The organism is Ruegeria sp. BF12 (assembly GCF_056538705.1).
In genome coordinates, this window is record NZ_JBQFTP010000022.1 from 1 (window position 1) to 17,947 (window position 17,947).

General features: G+C 54.7%; 14 protein-coding genes and 1 pseudogene. 9 read left to right on the plus strand and 6 right to left on the minus strand.

Features of this window, described 5'->3' with window-relative positions:
* The coding region (locus ACR0J0_RS21785; protein ID WP_480666089.1) for a PP2C family protein-serine/threonine phosphatase at window positions 1-854 on the plus strand (854 nt) is incomplete at its 5' end.
* 297 nt (window positions 855-1,151) lie between these two features.
* Here the strand turns inward: ACR0J0_RS21785 and ACR0J0_RS21790 are convergent.
* The 6 genes and pseudogenes from ACR0J0_RS21790 to ACR0J0_RS21815 all read right to left on the minus strand — a co-directional run bounded on the left by ACR0J0_RS21790 (window position 1,152) and on the right by ACR0J0_RS21815 (window position 9,354).
* On the minus strand, window positions 1,152-4,658 hold the full coding sequence (locus tag ACR0J0_RS21790; RefSeq protein ID WP_480666126.1) for a WD40 repeat domain-containing protein: 3,507 nt from the start codon (window positions 4,656-4,658) through the stop codon (window positions 1,152-1,154).
* A 225-nt stretch (window positions 4,659-4,883) separates the two neighbouring features.
* Window positions 4,884-5,570: pseudogene (locus tag ACR0J0_RS21795) on the minus strand (serine/threonine-protein kinase); the annotation flags it as partial.
* Window positions 5,571-5,585: 15 nt separating this feature from the next.
* Window positions 5,586-6,047 (minus strand): hypothetical protein, encoded by a 462-nt coding sequence (locus tag ACR0J0_RS21800; RefSeq protein ID WP_480666090.1) that lies wholly within the window; start codon window positions 6,045-6,047, stop codon window positions 5,586-5,588.
* A gap of 112 nt (window positions 6,048-6,159) precedes the next feature.
* Window positions 6,160-7,050, minus strand: a complete 891-nt coding sequence (locus ACR0J0_RS21805; protein WP_480666091.1) for an FHA domain-containing protein — start codon at window positions 7,048-7,050, stop codon at window positions 6,160-6,162.
* Window positions 7,051-7,321: 271 nt separating this feature from the next.
* Window positions 7,322-8,689 (minus strand): sensor histidine kinase, encoded by a 1,368-nt coding sequence (locus tag ACR0J0_RS21810; protein WP_480666092.1) that lies wholly within the window; start codon window positions 8,687-8,689, stop codon window positions 7,322-7,324.
* The gene (locus tag ACR0J0_RS21815; protein ID WP_480666093.1) at window positions 8,686-9,354 is read right to left on the minus strand and encodes a response regulator transcription factor; all 669 of its coding nucleotides are present in this window, start codon (window positions 9,352-9,354) and stop codon (window positions 8,686-8,688) included. The genes ACR0J0_RS21810 and ACR0J0_RS21815 overlap by 4 nt, the downstream gene beginning before the upstream one ends.
* 139 nt (window positions 9,355-9,493) lie before the next feature.
* Here ACR0J0_RS21815 and ACR0J0_RS21820 point away from each other — a divergent pair, with 139 nt between their 5' ends.
* From ACR0J0_RS21820 to ACR0J0_RS21855, 8 genes are all read left to right on the plus strand, one after another.
* On the plus strand, window positions 9,494-10,582 hold the full coding sequence (locus tag ACR0J0_RS21820; protein WP_480666094.1) for a tricarboxylate transporter: 1,089 nt from the start codon (window positions 9,494-9,496) through the stop codon (window positions 10,580-10,582).
* A 76-nt stretch (window positions 10,583-10,658) separates the two neighbouring features.
* Window positions 10,659-12,689 carry a tripartite tricarboxylate transporter permease gene (locus ACR0J0_RS21825; RefSeq protein WP_480666095.1) on the plus strand — a complete coding sequence of 677 codons (2,031 nt, stop codon included), beginning with the start codon at window positions 10,659-10,661 and terminating at the stop codon, window positions 12,687-12,689.
* Window positions 12,686-13,753, plus strand: coding sequence for an isocitrate/isopropylmalate dehydrogenase family protein (locus ACR0J0_RS21830; RefSeq protein WP_480666096.1), 1,068 nt, complete (start codon window positions 12,686-12,688; stop codon window positions 13,751-13,753). Before ACR0J0_RS21825 ends, ACR0J0_RS21830 begins: the two co-directional genes overlap by 4 nt.
* Entirely contained in the window at window positions 13,750-14,838 is a 1,089-nt protein-coding gene (locus ACR0J0_RS21835; protein ID WP_480666097.1) for a 4-oxalomesaconate tautomerase, read from the plus strand. Before ACR0J0_RS21830 ends, ACR0J0_RS21835 begins: the two co-directional genes overlap by 4 nt.
* A gap of 51 nt (window positions 14,839-14,889) precedes the next feature.
* Complete coding sequence (locus ACR0J0_RS21840) at window positions 14,890-15,126, plus strand: hypothetical protein (protein WP_480666098.1); 237 nt, start codon at window positions 14,890-14,892, stop codon at window positions 15,124-15,126.
* Window positions 15,123-16,103 carry a D-2-hydroxyacid dehydrogenase family protein gene (locus ACR0J0_RS21845; protein ID WP_480666099.1) on the plus strand — a complete coding sequence of 327 codons (981 nt, stop codon included), beginning with the start codon at window positions 15,123-15,125 and terminating at the stop codon, window positions 16,101-16,103. The genes ACR0J0_RS21840 and ACR0J0_RS21845 overlap by 4 nt, the downstream gene beginning before the upstream one ends.
* A gap of 171 nt (window positions 16,104-16,274) precedes the next feature.
* A complete protein-coding gene (locus ACR0J0_RS21850; protein WP_480666100.1) occupies window positions 16,275-16,694 on the plus strand; it encodes a hypothetical protein in 420 nt (139 codons plus the stop codon).
* 543 nt (window positions 16,695-17,237) lie between these two features.
* Window positions 17,238-17,945, plus strand: coding sequence for an efflux RND transporter periplasmic adaptor subunit (locus tag ACR0J0_RS21855; RefSeq protein WP_480666101.1), 708 nt, complete (start codon window positions 17,238-17,240; stop codon window positions 17,943-17,945).
* Window positions 17,946-17,947 lie beyond the last annotated feature (2 nt).

Consider the following 17,947-nt stretch of genomic DNA (forward strand, 5'->3'; position numbering starts at 1 on the left):
ATATACAATCGGGTTTACCATCGCCCTCTAATTATGGTCCTATTTCTCAAAAGCCGCATAACTGTAATTTGAATTCGGTTGAGACAAGTATGAAGATTTCAGGATCGGCCATTACAAATACCGGAAGCGCTCGCCTTTCAAATCAGGATTGCATCCTGGCGGGATCCTGGAAAGAGCAGCGATCAATGACCGTGCCCTACCGGTTTGATTTTTCTGAGCTTACCGGTCAACCGGTCTTGGTTGCTGATGGTTTGGGAGGCCATCGTGCTGGAGAGTATGCGAGTGAAACGGTTGCAAATACATTTCTTTCAATGAAATCGGCGCCAAAGAGTTCAATCGAACTTGCAGAATTCTTAAGAAGTGCAAATCGAACCTTGTACGACGTGTCAGTGGGAAACTCACTATTGGAGGGGATGGGTACGACCGTTGCTGGCGTTGTTTGCCTTTCTCAAAAGCTGATTTGGTTCAATGTGGGGGATAGTAAAGTCTTTCGTTTTCGCAATGGTTTTTTGCACCAGTTGAGTGTTGATGACCTTGTCTCAGAGACATCCCTATCGGGTCTGATGAAACCTGCGTTGTCTCAATCCCTTGGCGGGACACCCAATTTCCATGACATCGATCCCCATACAGATATCGAGCAAGCGAAGATCGGCTCGAAATACTTAATATGCAGTGACGGCCTGACGGACGTAGTTCCGCTTCCATACATCGAGCGGGCTATGTCTCAATCGAACGAAATCGCCGTTGGACGACTGCTCGACGCTACACTGGCGCAGGGAGCACCCGACAATGTTTCCATCATAGTGATATCTGTGGAAAACAGCACTCTTCAAAAACACGAGCGCGCGCGATAACAGAATTCGCAAATATACCATGCGCTGAAGCTCTATTGGGCATTTAAGTCGTCCCCAGACTTGGCCCAGCGGGATCACCTCTTGTTGCGCAAACAATCAATTATACCCAGACCGGCATAGCCTCTAACGCCAACTTGAATAACAAGCGGAGTGAATAAAGATCTTCTTAGTGACTATGTACCAGCTTGTCGAAGTAAGGAATGTAGTCGCAGAACTCAGTTTTCTTCCGCACAAATAAGGAAACAAGACCCGATACAGTTTTCGAAGCTCAAAAGCTGCTGCACTAGCCAATCCTGACTACTCATGGACGGTATCACAACTGGTCGCCGGCTTTTGACTACCCAAGTATTGTATTCGTCTCTCTCTGTCGAAAGTCGGCTTGCCCAAAGAGCAAGCGATCTCCAAACTCAATCTGTCCCAAACTCGGGTCACGCCCTCTTCGCTTGTGGTGGCAAAGGATTGACCATCGGGTGATAGTGCAATTCTCCAACTTGGGGCTGTGTGCACTTTCTGAACAGGCATGAGCCTTCGGTTGACTGCCACGTCCCACCAATGCAACTCTCCTGATCTGTCGACTGCGACCAATGTCGCTTCATCCGCCAAAAAGGCAATATCCGTCGCACCACCCTTGTGCCCGCCGTATGCCGCCAGTTCTTCGCCGCTTTCCAGATCCCAGACTTTTACCACCTCGTCGCTTGACGCTGACGCAACTTTTGAATTGTCAGTTGAAAACGCAACACTCCACAGCGTGTTGTCGTCAGCGTCTATCACTTTTTCCAACTCATTTTGCAGGATACTCCAAATATAGATCTTTCCCGTGGAGGAAGCTGCGGCAAGTCTGGACTCGTCCGGAGATATGGTTACTCGGTTTATGGCCGTTTCGGGCAATCCAATTGTTTTTGCGACACTTGTGTCTACTGCATCAATTCTATGAACCCCGTTCCCTGTGGCCGCAAAAAACAACGAAGTGGCGGTTGGAGAAATGTTCCAGACCGGCGTCTGCCCCAAATTGAACTCTTCTGTTAGCTGCAAGGAAATTGGGTCCCAAATCCGGATGTTGCCGTCCCGATCACCAGTGACAAGGTGCCGACCATCTTGCGAGAACGCCACCGCCCAAACCTGATTTCGATGCCCCCTTAACAACATGGGTTTCATTGTCGATCCCACATCCCAAATCCACACATTGCCTTCGCTATCGCCTACCGCGATCTTGTTTCCATCTGGGCTATACGCAATGCCAAGAGCCTTATTTCCATCTTCAAAGATCAATGTACTGTCGCGGCTTGTTTCATAAACGATCTGCCAAATACGAACTTGCTGGTCCCGACCAAGTGTCGCCAGGATGGGAGCGTGCGTGGCAGTTTCGATGTCCACGATGCTCTGGCTATGCGCTTGAACTTCGTCGCCGATCGGAAACATGTTTGAATCTTCCATTATCAGCGTTCCGTTCGCCGTGGCCCCTACAAGTACGTTTTTGGGACCGGAAAACGCTGCGGCTACAACAGCTTCAGCATGGGTAAAGCGATCAACGACTGGGCCACCTGACGGAAATCCGATCGTCGTGACCTTTCCATTCGTATGGGAGACTGCAAAGAGACTGCCATCGCTGCTAAAAGAAAGGTGGTCAGGATCCGGACCAAGCGGACCACCCGGTATTGGGGGAAAGGCAGGACGCGCATCAATGTCTACCCATCCGTATATGGATCCGTCGACATTTCCAGCCACCAAACCTTCCAGAACCGGGGAAAAAGCGACCCGTTTAAAGCCGAGTTGCCGTTCCGCCAGAGGTGGACCTATTTGCATCCCGTTAGAAACGTCCCAAAGACGTACAGTGCCGTCTCCGGTGGCAGAAGCGGCACGCCTGCTAACTGAATCGAACGCCACGCCGAACGCGACGTCGTCACCGGAGAACAGTGTTGTGACCAGACCAATTCGAGAAGGACCAACATCCCACAAACGGACATCCCCGTCAGTTGCAGCCGACAAAAGGAGGTTTCCGTTCGGTGAGAATGCCAGGTCTCGAATACCCCCCGAGTGTCCTTCCAACTCAGCCAAAACACCTTGATCCGAATTGGTACTGTGGATCACAATGCGGCCATCTCGCAATCCGACGGCCACGCGTTGCCCTGCGGCATCAAGATCCATGGTTTGGGCGTCCCCGACCGACAGAGGACTTCCCAGCGGAATGAGGCCTGGTTCATTCAATTTCTGGCGCGCCATAAGCATTGCGGAACGTGCTTCCGAAGTGGAGGCGGCTGAATTGGCGCGTGCGATGGCCTCTGTGCTGAGGGAAAGGGCAAGCAACGGGTCCGAATGAGATAGGCCATTTGCGGCCGCTCCTAACGCACGCGCAAACCGCTCGTTGGCTTCCGCAGTGGCCTCCACTGCAATTTTACGGTTGCTTTCAGCAAGGTTAGAGGCACGAATAGCCATTATGGAAGCACCCGTCGCCCCAATGGTCAGAACCGCCAGCGCAGCAGCAGCGATTTGAAAGTAGAGGCGTCGCAGTCGTTTGCGCCGATTAGATGCCGCCAGAGCTGCCTCGCGCGCTTCGCGCGCCTGCCCGAGGAACTCTCGTTCAAGCTTTCCTAACTCATTTTCATTTTCAAGCGACCACTCCTCCGCGGCCAATAGCCTTGTTCCCCGATATAACAAGTCAGGTTCGCGACCATCGTTTTCCCACTCGGCGGCATCATGCTGAATACGTTGACGCATTCGCAGGTCGTCCCGGCTATCCTCGATCCAAGAGTTCAATCTTGGCCACGTACGCAACAGGGCTTCATGCGCGATTTGCACGGTGTTCTCATCCACCGACAAAAGGCGAGCGTCTGTCAGAGCTTCAACAACTTTCCGCGTTGTTTCTGGTTCGGAATCTTGTTCGACCTCATCTATCGGAAGCAACCTGCGTGTATCTGGCGTTCCCTCTCCGGGGGTTACCAATCGCAAAAACAATCTCTGCGTGGCATTTTTCTGATCATCGTCAAAAGTGTTGGAAAAAAGCGTCTCTGCTGTTTGGCTTATTGCACCCGTTACACCGCCTGCCTCTCGGTAGCCGTCCAGGGACATGGTTGCACCCTTACGTCGGATATAGGTTTCGTAAAGCGAATGCGCCACGAGAGGTAACGAGCCAGCCTCTTTGCCCGCCTCATCAACAATTGCATCTATCAGAGACCGGTCCATATGCAGCCCGGCCGCGCGCGCCGGCTCACTTATCGCGCGGCGAAGTTCCGCGCGGGTCATCGGCCCAACCATCAATTGGTTTTCAGATATCCTGTCCGCAAGCCAGGGAATTTCCGCGCAGGAGGCGTAAAAATCGGCACGAATTGTGATTACAATTCGAACTCGGCTATCTGCAGGGTCGGTCATTGCAGATAATGCTTCGATGAACTTGTTTCTGCGCTCTTGCGTGACCAGCGTAAAAAGTTCTTCGAACTGGTCTATGCAGATAAGCAGTTCGCCTTCATTAGCTGTCGCAAGTCGGCGCGCTGCGCTGGGATATGCGATGAAATCATTCAGTGAGACCTGAGCAGTAAGATGTGAGTTGTCCCCGATGAGTTGGAAATACAAATCCGTCATCGGATCCCGACCGGGGGTAAAAACACAAACACGCCAGTTTTCGCTACCCGGTATTGCGTTTGCAGCCACTGATGGGAGTAAACCAGCGCGAAGGACTGATGACTTGCCGCTGCCGGAAGAGCCCCCCAAAACCAGCATTCGGCTTTGTTGAAGCCTGTTTACAAGTTCTTCGACCAGATCTTCCCTGCCAAAAAAATAACTGGCGTCTTCTGACTGAAAAGCCGCCAACCCTTTGTAGGGACATTCCACCTGACCCTCTGAAATTTGCGTTACAGCTTCGGACGCGGCTTCTCGTCGATCCCGGTCCAGAGCATCATTCATCGCATTGCGCCAGGATAGCATTTCCTGAAACCGTGCCTCAGGGTCCAGCGCCATTCCATGCTCGATGCAATCGCGCCACATCTCTGGCAACCCAGTCAGGTTCTCAGATATGCGGTGAAAAGGTGGTGGGGCCCGGCCTGTCAATACGTGCCACATAAGGGCCGTTGCTGAGTAAATGTCGGTCATTGGAGACACAGGTTCTCCGTTTTCAACCTGTTCCGGCGCTTGATACAGCGGTGTTCCGGCCATCATAGTCGCGCCTGTCACGCCAATCGCCATGTCTTTTGCGATTCCCAAGTCGGCCAAAAACACTCTTTCATCCGGCTCGACCAACGCAGTGAAAGTGCTTGCGTTTTCATTGTCTTTCGGGCGCTTGATGCGTTGCAAAAGCACGTTTGCCGGCTTGACGTCACGATGCACGACGTTTGCTTCATGAACCGCCGTCAATCCATCGGCAAGCGCGTCTATCAGGATGCCCACACCATCACGCTGAGCTAACAGCGCTGGCTCCAAACGCTTCAGACGTTCCGCCAAAGTACCCCGATCCGCATAGTCCATGACAAAGTAGGGCCGCCCATCCTCCAGCCGTCCTACATCGTGAACGGACACGACACGCGGAGATCGAATACGCCTCAGCAAACGCGCTTCTTCCAGGAAGTGGGTAATGACCTTGTCATTGGTGGCCAGATTTGCGTGCAGAATTTTTAGCGTAACAGGGACTTCCAGTTCTTCATCCCTGGCCAAGACGACGGCCGCAAAGCCGCCGCTAGCAATTTCCCTTTCTACGGCATAACGGCCTATAAAAGCGGGGAAACTCATGGCCCATCCCTTACCTCAGAGATGCTCTTGCACGTCCACGCAATGATACTTGGTCGCGTCCAGAATATTGTGATCTCTGTCCGCCGCGGTAACGCACATTGTTGTGGCCCCCTCTCGTGCGGAGGTTGAGGCAGCTTCCTTGGTCTCATAGGTGGGGTAATCGTCGTGTCGGTGCCATCGGCCTTGCTCGACATTAAACTCACTCTGAGCGTTCCTGCCGACTTGCTCTACGGCGTAGCTCTCCCCCCACCAAGCGTGCAGGTGGTTCTTGGAGACGTCTGGTTCAAAGTTCGCTTCGTAGGTGATCGTAAGTTCGTCACCATTTTTTTCGACCGACACGATGCGGACTTCGCATCCATCCACCGGGCAGGCGTTTGGCATATCTGATTGTGCCATCGCTTCCACACCGAACAGAAATGCGGTTGCTCCAAGGATCAAACCAGCGCGACACAATTGGTTCAAATAAATAAACTGCATGCTTCCCTCCTGAGCTTTTTGAATTCAGCACTGCAGGATAATCCTAGCACGAAATGCAAATATCTTTCTGAGACTTTCGCCACAGAACTCAGAAGTCTGACTTTGGAAACAGCTATCGACGCACGACTTCAAATTCGAGAGGCCGGGCATCAGCGTGTTGAGTAGGGAGAGACAGCGATATCAAACCCCCGCCTGCAAGCATGACCGCTTCTCGTTTTAGCTGAATTTCTCTTTCGTTTTCAAACTTTACGTATGTCCCAGATGAGCTTCGATCTGTCAGCATGAGTTTGCCGTTTTTCATGTTCAGCACTGCGTGCAACCGCGAAACCCATGGCTGAGGCATAACTACGTCGCATCGTTTTGATCTTCCGATCCTAATTTCATCACCTTCTCTGCAACGCCATGACCTGTCGTCATGATAGAGGACAAGTGCAAAGCTGCCGCTCTGGGTTCCTTGACTGAGACTGCGATCAATCAGTGTCGGTGTATGCACAACTGTACTGAGTCCGTCCGTGGGTGGTCGCATTGAGTAAACTTTTACAGGATCGCTCACACCTTTCAGGTGAAGCGGACCAATCGGAGTGAGCAGCTGCTTTAGGTCTGGGTTTAAGTCACGGGCGACGCACTCACTGACGCAAGCCTCGCTTGGATTTGCAGCCGCAGCCAGTCTGGCAGTCAGATTAACAGTTTCACCGAAAATCCCGTTCTCCGCGAAAACGATTGGACCATGATGCACTCCTGCATGAACGGACAACAAAGTGCCGTGCGGCTTGTTTATCATCTCCAATGCCGCCTTAACTGCAGAGTCCTGATCAAGAAAATAGCATAAGACGTCGTCGCCTTTTTGCCCTACAGGAATACCTCCAAGGGAAATTGCAGCTTTTCTGAGACGGTTAATCTCGAACTGTATGAGCTTTTGCGCCTGATCATCCCCCATTGCCGCATAGAATGGAGTGCTATCCGAGATATCTGCTATTATCGTGGTAGCGAGCTTTGATTTCACAGTGACGTTCGCGGTTTGGTTTCGAAACAACATACCTTACGGCATTGAATTCCCAGAATAGGTTAAATGAGCTGAACTTCACAAATCAACCAGCTGAAACGGTGGCCACAAACTGCCAAGCAGTTTTGATCACGGGCGCCCGGGGCGGAGGTCGCCACAATTGGTATCTCCAGAGCAACTTTTCTTTAGGTAGAAAGCGTGCGTTAGCTGCACTTGCATAGAAGCTCTGAGGGCAAAGTCGTTATTCTGTATTGCGCAGGGCAATCATGACCTACTGAATCACTGGCAGCTCAAGCGTAAGACTCGCACCTTTTTCGACTTGGTTGATTGAGACGTGACCTCCGTGGCGTTGTGCAACAGCGGAGACGATTGACAACCCCAACCCACTTCCTTCGGACGGTTCCAGTTGAGAAAATCGTCCGAACGCTGTTTCGCTGTGCTCTGGGGAAAGCCCCTTACCGTCATCCGTCACCGTCAAAGTGACGCTGGCATCCTTTGGCAAAACTGTAACCGAAACACAGCTCAGTTCTTTTCCACCATGCTTCAGCGAATTGTCGAGAAGGTTTTTGATTGCCTCGCTTAGGAAACGCTTGTCCCCGGAAACGGGAACTTTCGCATTCGGCATCGTGACCTCAAACTCGATACCATTTGCAAGGAAGTGAACGCCAATTTCAGTGCAGGCTTCCTCGACGACTTCACGAAAGTCGAACTCTTCAATCTGGTCCAGATGCGTTGGATGGCGTAGACGTTCAAGCGAGAGCAATTGTTCCGCCACGGCCGCAGAACCCTTTGCCGCGATCACCAATTCAGCAATGCGTTTGTCCCTGTCACCGTCAGATTTTGCATCCCGAAGGGCTTCGGCCATAGACTGTACGGCGGCAGCCGGATTGCGGAGTTGATGTGCAGCTTCGGATATAAACGTCTGGTGCGCGTTTATGCTGCGTTCCACTTGCCGGAATAGCCGATTAAGGGTTTTGACAATTCCTTGCGCCTCTGAAGGTACAGGCCGCCTGATTTCGCTCAGATCGTCGGGAGAGCGGAGATCGATCGCATCCTGCAAATCCAGCAGCGGCCGCAGACCGCGTGCCACCCCGAACCAGACGACAACTGCGAGTGTGGCCAGCAAGATGCCCATTAGGATGGCAGCGCGGATCGATAGTTGGTTAGCAAATGCATTACGGTCGGCCATGCGCTGCCAAACTGTGACGGTTGCGTCCCCTTCAAGGTTTTCGATGATCACCCGTTCCGTCATCTTGAGCACGCGAACCTGCTCGTTGCGATAAACAGCTTGGAAGAAGTGCGGCGTAAACGGGTCTTGTTGGTCCAGGCCTGCCAGAGCTGGGGGATAGGCATATCCGGTCACATAAATGCCACCAGGGCCGGTGACATGATAGAAGATTTCGCCCCCAGATGCCTCACGGATCATATTTCGCGTCGACGGTAACAATGCATCACCGCCCGAGATGGCGACATCGCGGGAAATCGCGAGACCCGCAGACAACAGGCTGTCGTCAAATAGCTCCTGCGCTGTCTTCTGGGCTACCGTGAAACGCCACAGCCCAAGTAGCACCGCAAGAAAAACGAGTGGCGTCAGGATCAGAACAAACAGCCTGAGCCGAAGCGAATTAAGGTGGATCACGTGTCCACCTCAAGGAGATATCCAAGGCCCCGGGCTGTTTTGATCCTGATGCCCAAATCCTGAAGTCTCTTGCGCAGTCGTGACACATGAGGTTCGACGGCTGAATCCTCGACATCGGCTCCCACGCCGTAGACGTAGTCGGTCAGCTGACTTTTGGGGACGATCCTGCCGCGCCGTTCCAGCAGGCATTCCAGCACCGCCAACTCCCGTCGCGGGACGTCAAGCACCTGTCCATTTGCGCTGACTTGCCGGGCGGTACGGTCAAATTCCAAGTCGCCGATGGTTTCGCGCGATCCATAATCCAGTTGCTTGCGGCGCGACAGGGCACGGATGCGGGCCTCTAGCTCGTCCATCTCGAAGGGCTTCACCAGATAGTCGTCGGCACCCATGTCCAGACCCGACACGCGATCACTGGTTTCACTGCGCGCGGTCAGCAGGATGACGGGTGCGCTGTCCCCCCTGTTGCGCAGCGACCGCAAAATCTCGAGCCCTGATCGGCCAGGCAGGTTGATATCCAGAACGATCAGGTCCGCGCCTTCCTGCTCAAGATACAGATCGGCGGCGTCGCCATCTGTCAGCACATCTGCGGCATGGCCCCGATCGCGCAGCCGATAGGCAATAGCGTTGGCAAGGGGCTCATTATCCTCGACGATGACGATCCGCATCTGATCTCCTGCAAGTTTCACGCAAGGTTGACGCTCCATGATTGCCAGATGGGAGGGGGAATCAACCCCACAGTTCTATTTGCAATCACTGTGGCGTGAGACGCGCTGACGTGGTTGTCTGGTCAACAGGGAGGAACCAATGGCCATTTCCAACTTCACCCGTCGCGCCGTCGTGGGGCTGATCGCCGCCGCCGGTATCGCCGCACCTGCCGCAGCTGAGGTCGATTTCTCGGGCAAGACCATCGAATGGGTTATCCCGTTCTCAGAAACGGGTGGCTCAGCCAAATGGGCCAATTTCTTTGCGCCACTCCTGTCCGAAGCACTGCCGGGTCAGCCGACCGTGGTCGTGAAATTCATGCCGGGCGCAGGTTCGACCAAAGGCGCCAACTGGTTCCAGGAGCAAAGCCATGATGATGGCACGCTGCTGTTCGGCACATCAGGTTCGACCCAGTTCCCGTATCTGCTGAGCGATCCGCGTGTTCGCTATGAATACAATGACTGGATCCCGGTCATGGCGTCGGGAACCGGTGGTGTCGCCTATTTGAACGCCGAGGACGGAGCAAAGTTTGATGGGTCGGCAAATGCACTGAAAGACACCAACTTCATCTACGGGTCGCAGGGTGCAACGCGTCTTGACCTTGTACCGCTGCTGGCGTGGCAGATGCTGGGCATGAACGTCGAGCCGGTTTTTGGCATCAAAGGTCGTGGCGACGGTCGTTTGATGTTCGAGCGCGGTGAGGCCAACATCGATTATCAGACCTCCTCGGGTTACTTGGGCGGGTCGGCCCCGCTGGTAGAGGCCGGTCAGGCCGTGCCGATGATGACATGGGGTGCTCTGGATGCAGATGGCAACATCGTGCGCGATCCAACTTTCCCCGATATCCCAACCTTCAAAGAGGTCTGTGAGGCCACCGACGGTTGTGAAACCAGCGGTGAGGCTTGGGATGCTTGGAAAGCGTTCTTTGTCGCAGGTTTCCCGGTTCAGAAGCTGGCCTTCCTGCCCGGTGACACGCCACAAGAGGTCGTCGATGCCTACACCGCAGCGTTCCAAGCTGTAACAGAGCGTGGTGACTTTGCAGACATTTCTTCCAAACGAGTAGGCAAGTATCCGGTGTTCGTCGGCGACGGCTCAAAAGCTGCGCTGCAAACAGCGACCAATGTAGATGACAATGCCAAACAATATGTCCTGAACTGGCTGAAAGAAGCCTATGGCGTCGAGCTGAACTAAGCCGACACGTTGTCGCGCGCCCAACGAAGGGCGCGCGCTTTTCTGCACACAAGACAATTTATGAAAGGCGGCCGCTATGGAGGTTTTCGCCACAGCTGTTCCTGCGCTCAGTGACGCGTGGGGTCTGATCCTGCAACCCATCGTTCTGGGATATCTTATTCTCGGCGTCGTCATGGGTTTGGCCGTTGGTGTCTTTCCGGGACTTGGCGGCATCGCCGGGCTGTCCCTTCTGCTGCCTTTCATGTTTGGCATGGACCCCATCCTTGGACTGGCGCTGATGATCGGGATGGTCGCCGTTGTTCCGACCTCTGACACCTTCGCCTCGGTGCTGATGGGGATCCCCGGTAGCTCTGCCTCGCAGGCGACCGTGCTGGATGGCTTCCCGATGGCGAAAAAGGGTGAAGCCGCGCGGGCGTTGTCGGCCGCCTTTGCGTCATCCCTGTTTGGCGGTTTGGTCGGAGCAACCTTTCTGACAATGTTCATTCTTGCCGCGCGACCGATCGTTCTGGCCTTTGGCCTGCCCGAGATGTTGATGATCACCATCCTCGGTCTTTCGATGGTTGCCATCCTCGCCGGACGCATCCCGCTGAAGGGCGTTGCAGCCGCTGGGCTGGGCCTGATGGTCGGTACGATTGGCGAGGCGGACGCTGGCGGGTCGCTGCGTATGGCGACCTATGACATTCCCTATCTGACGGACGGCCTGAAGCTGGTTATCGTTGGCTTGGGCATCTTTGCGGTGCCCGAAATCGTCTCGCTGCTGCGGCAGGACCGGTCGATTGCCAAGGGCGCCTCGCTGGGTGCCGGGTGGCTGGACGGAGTCAAAGACTGGTTCGCTAATATCTGGCTGTCGGTCCGTTGTTCGATCATTGGCGTGGTTGTTGGCGTCATTCCTGGTCTCGGAGGGTCGGTGGTCGACTGGATCGCCTACGGTCATTCGGTTCAATCCACCAAGGACAAAAGCAACTTTGGCAAGGGCGAAGTGCGCGGGGTTATCGGACCGGAAAGCTCGAACAACGCCAAAGAGGGTGGGGGACTAGTGCCAACGCTGCTGTTCGGCATCCCCGGCTCTGGCTCGATGGCGATTTTCATCGGTGCTGTGGCTCTGTTGGGGTCTGGCGACATTGAGGTCGGGCCAAGCATGCTCAAAGACAACCTCGACATCACTTATTCTATTGTCTGGCTGCTGGCGCTTGCCAACGTCGTGGGGACCATCCTGTGTATCGCGGCCTCGGGCGGCATCGCCAAGCTGACCACGATCCGCTTCACCTATCTGGCGCCGTTCCTGTTCATGCTGATCAGCTTTGCGGCCTTCCAGTCTGGTCAGAATTTCGAAGACCTTCTGGCCCTGTTCGTCATTGGCCTGATTGGCATCTTCCTGCGCCGTTTCGACTGGTCGCGCCCTGCCTTCCTGATTGGGTTCGTTCTGTCCAACCCGGTTGAAAAGTTTACCAACCAGGCGTTTCAGATCGCCTCTTTCCGTTTCCGCAAGAGCTTTGGCGAAGGGATGGAGTATGTCTTCAGCCCCATCGTGATCGTCCTGATCGTGGTCACCGTAGTTTCGGTCATTCTGGGCATTCGGCAGGCCAAGATGATCATGGCTGAGGGTGAGGTCCAATCCGGCAGCAAGCGTGCGCCGTTGGTCTTCCTGCTGGTGATCATGGCCTACCTGATCGTGGCATTGGTCAACGCCAACATGATCCCCGACTACAACATGACCGACAAGATCATCCCATTGGTGATCGGCAGTGTGTCTTTGTTCTGCTGCGTAATCCTGTTGATCCAGATGATGCGACGCCCTGAGGGGAATGCGATTTTTGCCGACAAGGAAATTGCCGGTGAAGATGCGAGCGCTCCGCATGGGCTTTGGTCGACGCTGGCGTGGTTTGCGGGTTTGATCGCGGCCACATGGGTTGTGGGCTTCATTCTCGCCCTGATCGGATTCCTGATCGCCTTCTTCCGCATTCGGGCCGGGTCAAGCTGGCAGATGACCCTGATCCTAACAGCCTGCGGTATCGGCTTCATGTGCGTCATGGCGGGTGCTCTAAACCGGGATTTCCCACCGGGTCTGCTTCAGGACATGGTCAGCCTGCCGTGGCCGCTGAAATGAGCGATACATTGACCCTACTGTGCCTCGATGGGGATGGCATCGGGCCGGAAATCATGACCGCAACGCTGGCGGTTCTGCAAGCCGCCAGTCCAGCTCTGAATCGAGAGGTCAGGATCGAGCGGAAGATGATTGGCTTTGCAGCGTTGGAGGCCGAAGGGTCGACAATTCCGCAGGCTGTCGTCGAAGCCGCTAAGGCCGTTGACGGGGTCATATTGGGGCCGGTTTCCCACAACAGCTATCCGCCGGTTGATCAGGGCGGGCGCAATCCCTCGGGCGTTCTGCGTAAGAAGCTGGAGCTTTTTGCCAATCATCGCCCGGCCAGAACGTGGCCGGGGTTGGATGCACCGTCCCGCAAAGCCTTCGATTTGATCGTGATGCGCGAAAACCTCGAAGGGTTCTACGCCGACCGCAACATGTTCGCCGGTGGCGGTGAGTTCATGCCGGAACCCGATGTGGCGCTGGCTTTCAGGAAGGTCACGCGCTCGGCCAGCATGGATATCGCACGAGCTGGGTTTGAACTGGCCGCGTCGCGCCCCTCCAAGCATGTGACTGTCATTCACAAGGCGAACGTCATGCGCATGACGGATGGCTTGTTCCTCGATTGCACCAGGGTCATGGCCGACGAATTCGCCGATGTCACCTACGACGAAATGCTCGTAGATGCTGCGGCGGCTCATCTGGTTCGCGACCCTTCCCGGTTCGACGTCCTGATCACAACCAACATGTTCGGCGATATTTTGAGTGATCTCGCCTCGGAACTGGCTGGGGGTCTGGGGCTTGCCGGGTCCTTGAATTTCGGTGTCCGCCACGCAGTGGCACAAGCACAGCACGGCTCTGCCCCGGACATCGCCGGGAAAGACATGGCTAATCCGGTCTCGCTGATTTTGTCCACTGAAATGCTGCTGCGACATCTCGGGGAAATCGCTGCAGCCGATCTGATCCGCGCATCCGTGTGCACAGCATTGGCATTGCCCGAAACGCGAACGCGCGATCTTCACGGTGCGCTGGGCACCAGCGAGTTCACCGAAGTTCTCACAAAACTTGTCGAGGAGACTGCGAGATGAGCCAAACCGCAATCCCATATTTTTTTATGCGAGGTGGCACCTCGCGTGGACCCTATTTCCGAAGATCGGACCTTCCTGAGGATCTGGATACGCTGGCCGAGGTCTTGATCGCTGCTGTAGGTGCCGGTCACGCGCTGAATATCGACGGGATTGGTGGCGGCGCGGCGGTCACAACCAAGGTGGCAATGCTGTCGGTCAGCGACGATGAATGGGCAGACATCGACTATTTCTTTGCCCAGGTCTCGGTTGAGGAAAAGCTGGTGGATTTCAAGCCGACCTGCGGGAACATCCTGTCTGGCGTCGGCCCTGCGGCAATCGAAATGGGTATGATTAAGCCGAAAGATGATCAGACCGTGATCCGTATTCGTGCCGTTAACACCGGGGCACAAGTGGTCGCCAAAGTGCAAACCCCGGGCGGTGAACTGACCTATGACGGTGACGCTGAAATTGCCGGTGTTCCGGGACACTCAGCACCGGTGCAATTGAGTTTCATGGGGGTCGTCGGCTCCTCTACCGGTGCCTTTCTGCCCACGGGAAGTCTGCGCACCACAGTTCAGGGGATTGAGTTGACCTGCATGGACGTCGCAATGCCCATGGCCATTGCCCGCGCCACAGATTTTGGCCTGACGGGGTATGAAACTGCTGAAGAGTTGGATGCAAATCGAAAGTTCTTTGATCGGATGGAGTCTATTCGGATCGAAGCCGGCCAATTGATGGGAATGGGGGATGTATCGCAGTCAGTAACGCCGAAATTTGGGTTATTTGCCCCGTCCAAAGATGGTGGCACCATTGCCGTCCGGTACTTCATGCCGTGGAAGACGCATCCAACGATGGCAGTTACGGGGGCGCAGTGCATGGCGTCGTGCGCGCTGACGCCGGGAACTGTGGCAGACGGACTGCTTGAGCGCGCGACTGCCAGTCCTGCAGAGGTCATACTCGAACACGCCTCAGGAAAAATCGGTGTATTGGTTGATTTTTCGAACGAAGATGGGTTTTCACTTGGCGCCGCTGGGTTGGTACGTACGGCTCGCAAACTGGCCGATGGCCATATTTTCGTGCCCCAAAGCGTGTGGGATGGGAGTTGATCGGGCGCACTCAAATTGGTATACTATGGTATACTGAATGGAGTTTTCGCCATGGATGACTACACGGAATGCCTCGACATTGCCCTACAGGAACTCAAGCTGGCGCAAGCGGCACTGCGGCGAGATATGGGGGAATACCCGACACCGATTGCTGGGTGCGACGAGCAGTTCAACCACTTGCTTGATCAAAGCGAACGTGTTCGCAACGCGTTGGCGGCACTTGAAGCTCCAAGTTTTATTCCAACGCCAAGAAATCTCACCGCCGGGCGGAGTATTGAAAGCAGATGAAGGTTCACATCCTGGATGATTGGTTCGACACGTTGCGCGGTTTACCTTGCTTTGCCAAGCTTGCTGAACACGACGTGACGGTCTGGACAGATCATATTGAAGACACCGAAGAGTTGGCTTCGAGATTACGGGATGCCAAGGCAGTTGTCCTGTTTCGTGAGCGCACCAAAGTAACGCGTGAGTTGCTCGAGAAGTTGCCCAATCTTAAACTGATCAGCCAACGTAGCGTTTATCCTCACGTCGACGTACAGGCTTGTACGGATCAAAACGTTTTGCTCTGCTCGAACATGCACGGGGGAACTCCCTCGTATGCCGCAGCCGAGCTGACTTGGGCACTGATCATGGCCGGAATGCGCGATTTGCCGTCGCAAATGGCATCGGTCAAGGCAGGACGGTGGCAGGCTGGAGTCGGCAAGACTCTGCGAGGTCGTCAACTGGGGCTTTATGGCTACGGCCGCATCGCGCGCGCCGTTGCAGACTATGCCAAGGCTTTCGGGGTGAATGTGGTTTGGTGGGCCTCGGATGAGGGGCGGAAGCGAGCACTCGCGGATGGCGAACGGATTGCGCCCAGCCGCGAGGCGTTCTTCGCCGAAAGTGATGTCGTCTCGATTCATGTGCGTTTGAAGCCGGGCACGCGTGGAATCATCACGGCGTCTGATTTCGCACGAATGCAGCCGGGTGCACTGTTTGTGAACACATCCCGTGCAGGGCTTATCGTGCCGGGGGCATTGCTCGATGCGCTCAAAAATGGTTATCCCGGAAAGGCGGCGATTGACGTGTTCGACACCGAGCCGCTGACCGATCCGAACGATCCGTTGCTGTCACATCCGAACCTGATCGCCACCCCGCACATTGGTTTTGTGACCGAGGACGAGTTCGACCTGCAATTCGCCGATATCTTTGATCAAGTGAATGCTTATGCAGAGGGCGCACCAATCCATATGATCAACCCTGACGCTTGGTCAAATGCACCATAAGACTGCCCTCAACCAAGGTGCCCCGCGCTGCCAGCCGATCCAGATGTTGAGTGTTTACTGTTATCGAGCCGTCGCCAAATACGGCGAGACCCTTAAACCTTAATTTCACTGCGTCGATACAAGCCTACGGAAAATAGATGGTTGGAGGCAAATGGACTGCCGAGAAAGGTTGTGATCGAAAAAAGTGAAGCCAACATCTCTTCGTATTACGGCTATCAACAGAATGCTCAAGGGCTATGGCTGTCTAAAACCGAGGGTCGAGACGTGAGGGCGACAAACTATGCTACTGCCAAAGCTTTGGTGATGAAAACCATGGCCAGATCGCAGACTATATCATTGGGGACGCGGTTGATGCGCACCAAGGGCCAGCTCCGCGAGGTCACTGCCATTGCACGCAAACTGGCCGTTTTGCTACACCGCAAATGGGCGGATGACAGCAAGTTCGGTAAATGCAGCCGAAAGTGCCCGCTGCGCCGCCAAGCGCATCTCACTGCGAGGTTTTCCACAACAAATCCGGGCATGCGTGCAGCGATCGCCGATCCGGTATCACCCAGACCGCGAAGAGAGCATGATCCGGATGAGCGACAATGATCCCCTGCAATAAGGGAAAACGAGCTTGACCTACACGCCCCACTAGGGAACCAGAGATGTCCGGTTCGCGCAACGGGCGGGAATACGACCTTAGTTGCGCTTAAGCTCAAGTCTGTTCTGCGGGCTTCTAGTCCGCCGCCGCAACACCAATTCAAACGACGGCGCGCATTCCTGCCAAAAAACACTGGTCCCGAGGTTCCCTCATCCTGCGAAGTTGTCTAGTAAATCTAAAACAATGGAGATTTGACAAGGTGAGGTCAGGGCTCTTTTCACCTGCGCCCCCATAACAAATTCCGTTTTCTGACTTTGTTTTATAAACGCATACAATTCAAACAGCTTTTAGCGTCAAATTTGCTATTCAGGCCACCTTCACAGAGACGACGAGATGATCGCGGGCCGCACGGGAGGGGGAAATGATAAGATTATCTGTTTAGATTTTGGCCTTCGTGTTGCTTACGGGCTGCTGGGAGAAGGAAGAAGAAGCGACCGAGACTATTATTCGGCCCGTCAGAGCGACCGAGATTTCTGACCTATCCAGTTTGTATGACCGTTACTTTGTCGGGACTGCCAGAGCCGCGCGAAGTTTCGTTGGCCTTTCGCGTGCCGGGCAATGTTGTTGGTGTGGACGTTCAGGTTGGTGACCTTGTAACGAAAGGTGCAGTTATCGCGGCCCTGGAACCGGCCCTGTACCAGGCTGAAGTCGATCGGCTTATTGCCGAGCTTGAGAGCGCGCAGACGACGTTCGAAAACGCCAAATTGCAAACAGATCGGCAGCGATCCTTGGTTGGAAAAGATGTTGCTGCTCAGGCGACACTCGACCGATTTGTCGCGGGTGAAACATCAGCTCAGGCGGCAATCAATTCTGTCCAAGATGATCTGGACCGGGCCACTCTGGATTTGACCTATACAAGCTTGGCGGCACCGTTCGATGGCCGAGTGGTCGCGAAGTACATTGAAGATTTCGAAGAAGTCGCAGCACAGACTCCGGTGCTGCGCATTCTGGATGCCGTGCATATCGAAGTGGTGATTGATATTCCCGAACGATACATCGCCCTGGTCCCGCATATTGAGGATATAACCGTTACTTTTGACGCTTTGGGGGATGTGGTTCTATCGGCGGAAATCAGTGAGATTGGATCAGAGGCTTCGGCAACAACCCGGACCTTCCCTGTCACGTTGATTATGGAACAACCGGAAGACGCACTTGTTCTTCCGGGTATGGCAGGACGCGCCCGCGGCCAGCCAAAGTAAGG

Bases quoted from the DNA above. Each gene is read 5' to 3' on its own strand.
- ACR0J0_RS21800 (WP_480666090.1), bottom strand. From the start codon at position 6,047: ATGCAGTTTATTTATTTGAACCAATTGTGTCGCGCTGGTTTGATCCTT.
- ACR0J0_RS21815 (WP_480666093.1), bottom strand. From the start codon at position 9,354: ATGCGGATCGTCATCGTCGAGGATAATGAGCCCCTTGCCAACGCTATT.
- ACR0J0_RS21820 (WP_480666094.1), top strand. From the start codon at position 9,494: ATGGCCATTTCCAACTTCACCCGTCGCGCCGTCGTGGGGCTGATCGCC.
- ACR0J0_RS21825 (WP_480666095.1), top strand. From the start codon at position 10,659: ATGGAGGTTTTCGCCACAGCTGTTCCTGCGCTCAGTGACGCGTGGGGT.
- ACR0J0_RS21830 (WP_480666096.1), top strand. From the start codon at position 12,686: ATGAGCGATACATTGACCCTACTGTGCCTCGATGGGGATGGCATCGGG.
- ACR0J0_RS21835 (WP_480666097.1), top strand. From the start codon at position 13,750: ATGAGCCAAACCGCAATCCCATATTTTTTTATGCGAGGTGGCACCTCG.
- ACR0J0_RS21840 (WP_480666098.1), top strand. From the start codon at position 14,890: ATGGATGACTACACGGAATGCCTCGACATTGCCCTACAGGAACTCAAG.
- ACR0J0_RS21845 (WP_480666099.1), top strand. From the start codon at position 15,123: ATGAAGGTTCACATCCTGGATGATTGGTTCGACACGTTGCGCGGTTTA.
- ACR0J0_RS21855 (WP_480666101.1), top strand. From the start codon at position 17,238: ATGACCGTTACTTTGTCGGGACTGCCAGAGCCGCGCGAAGTTTCGTTG.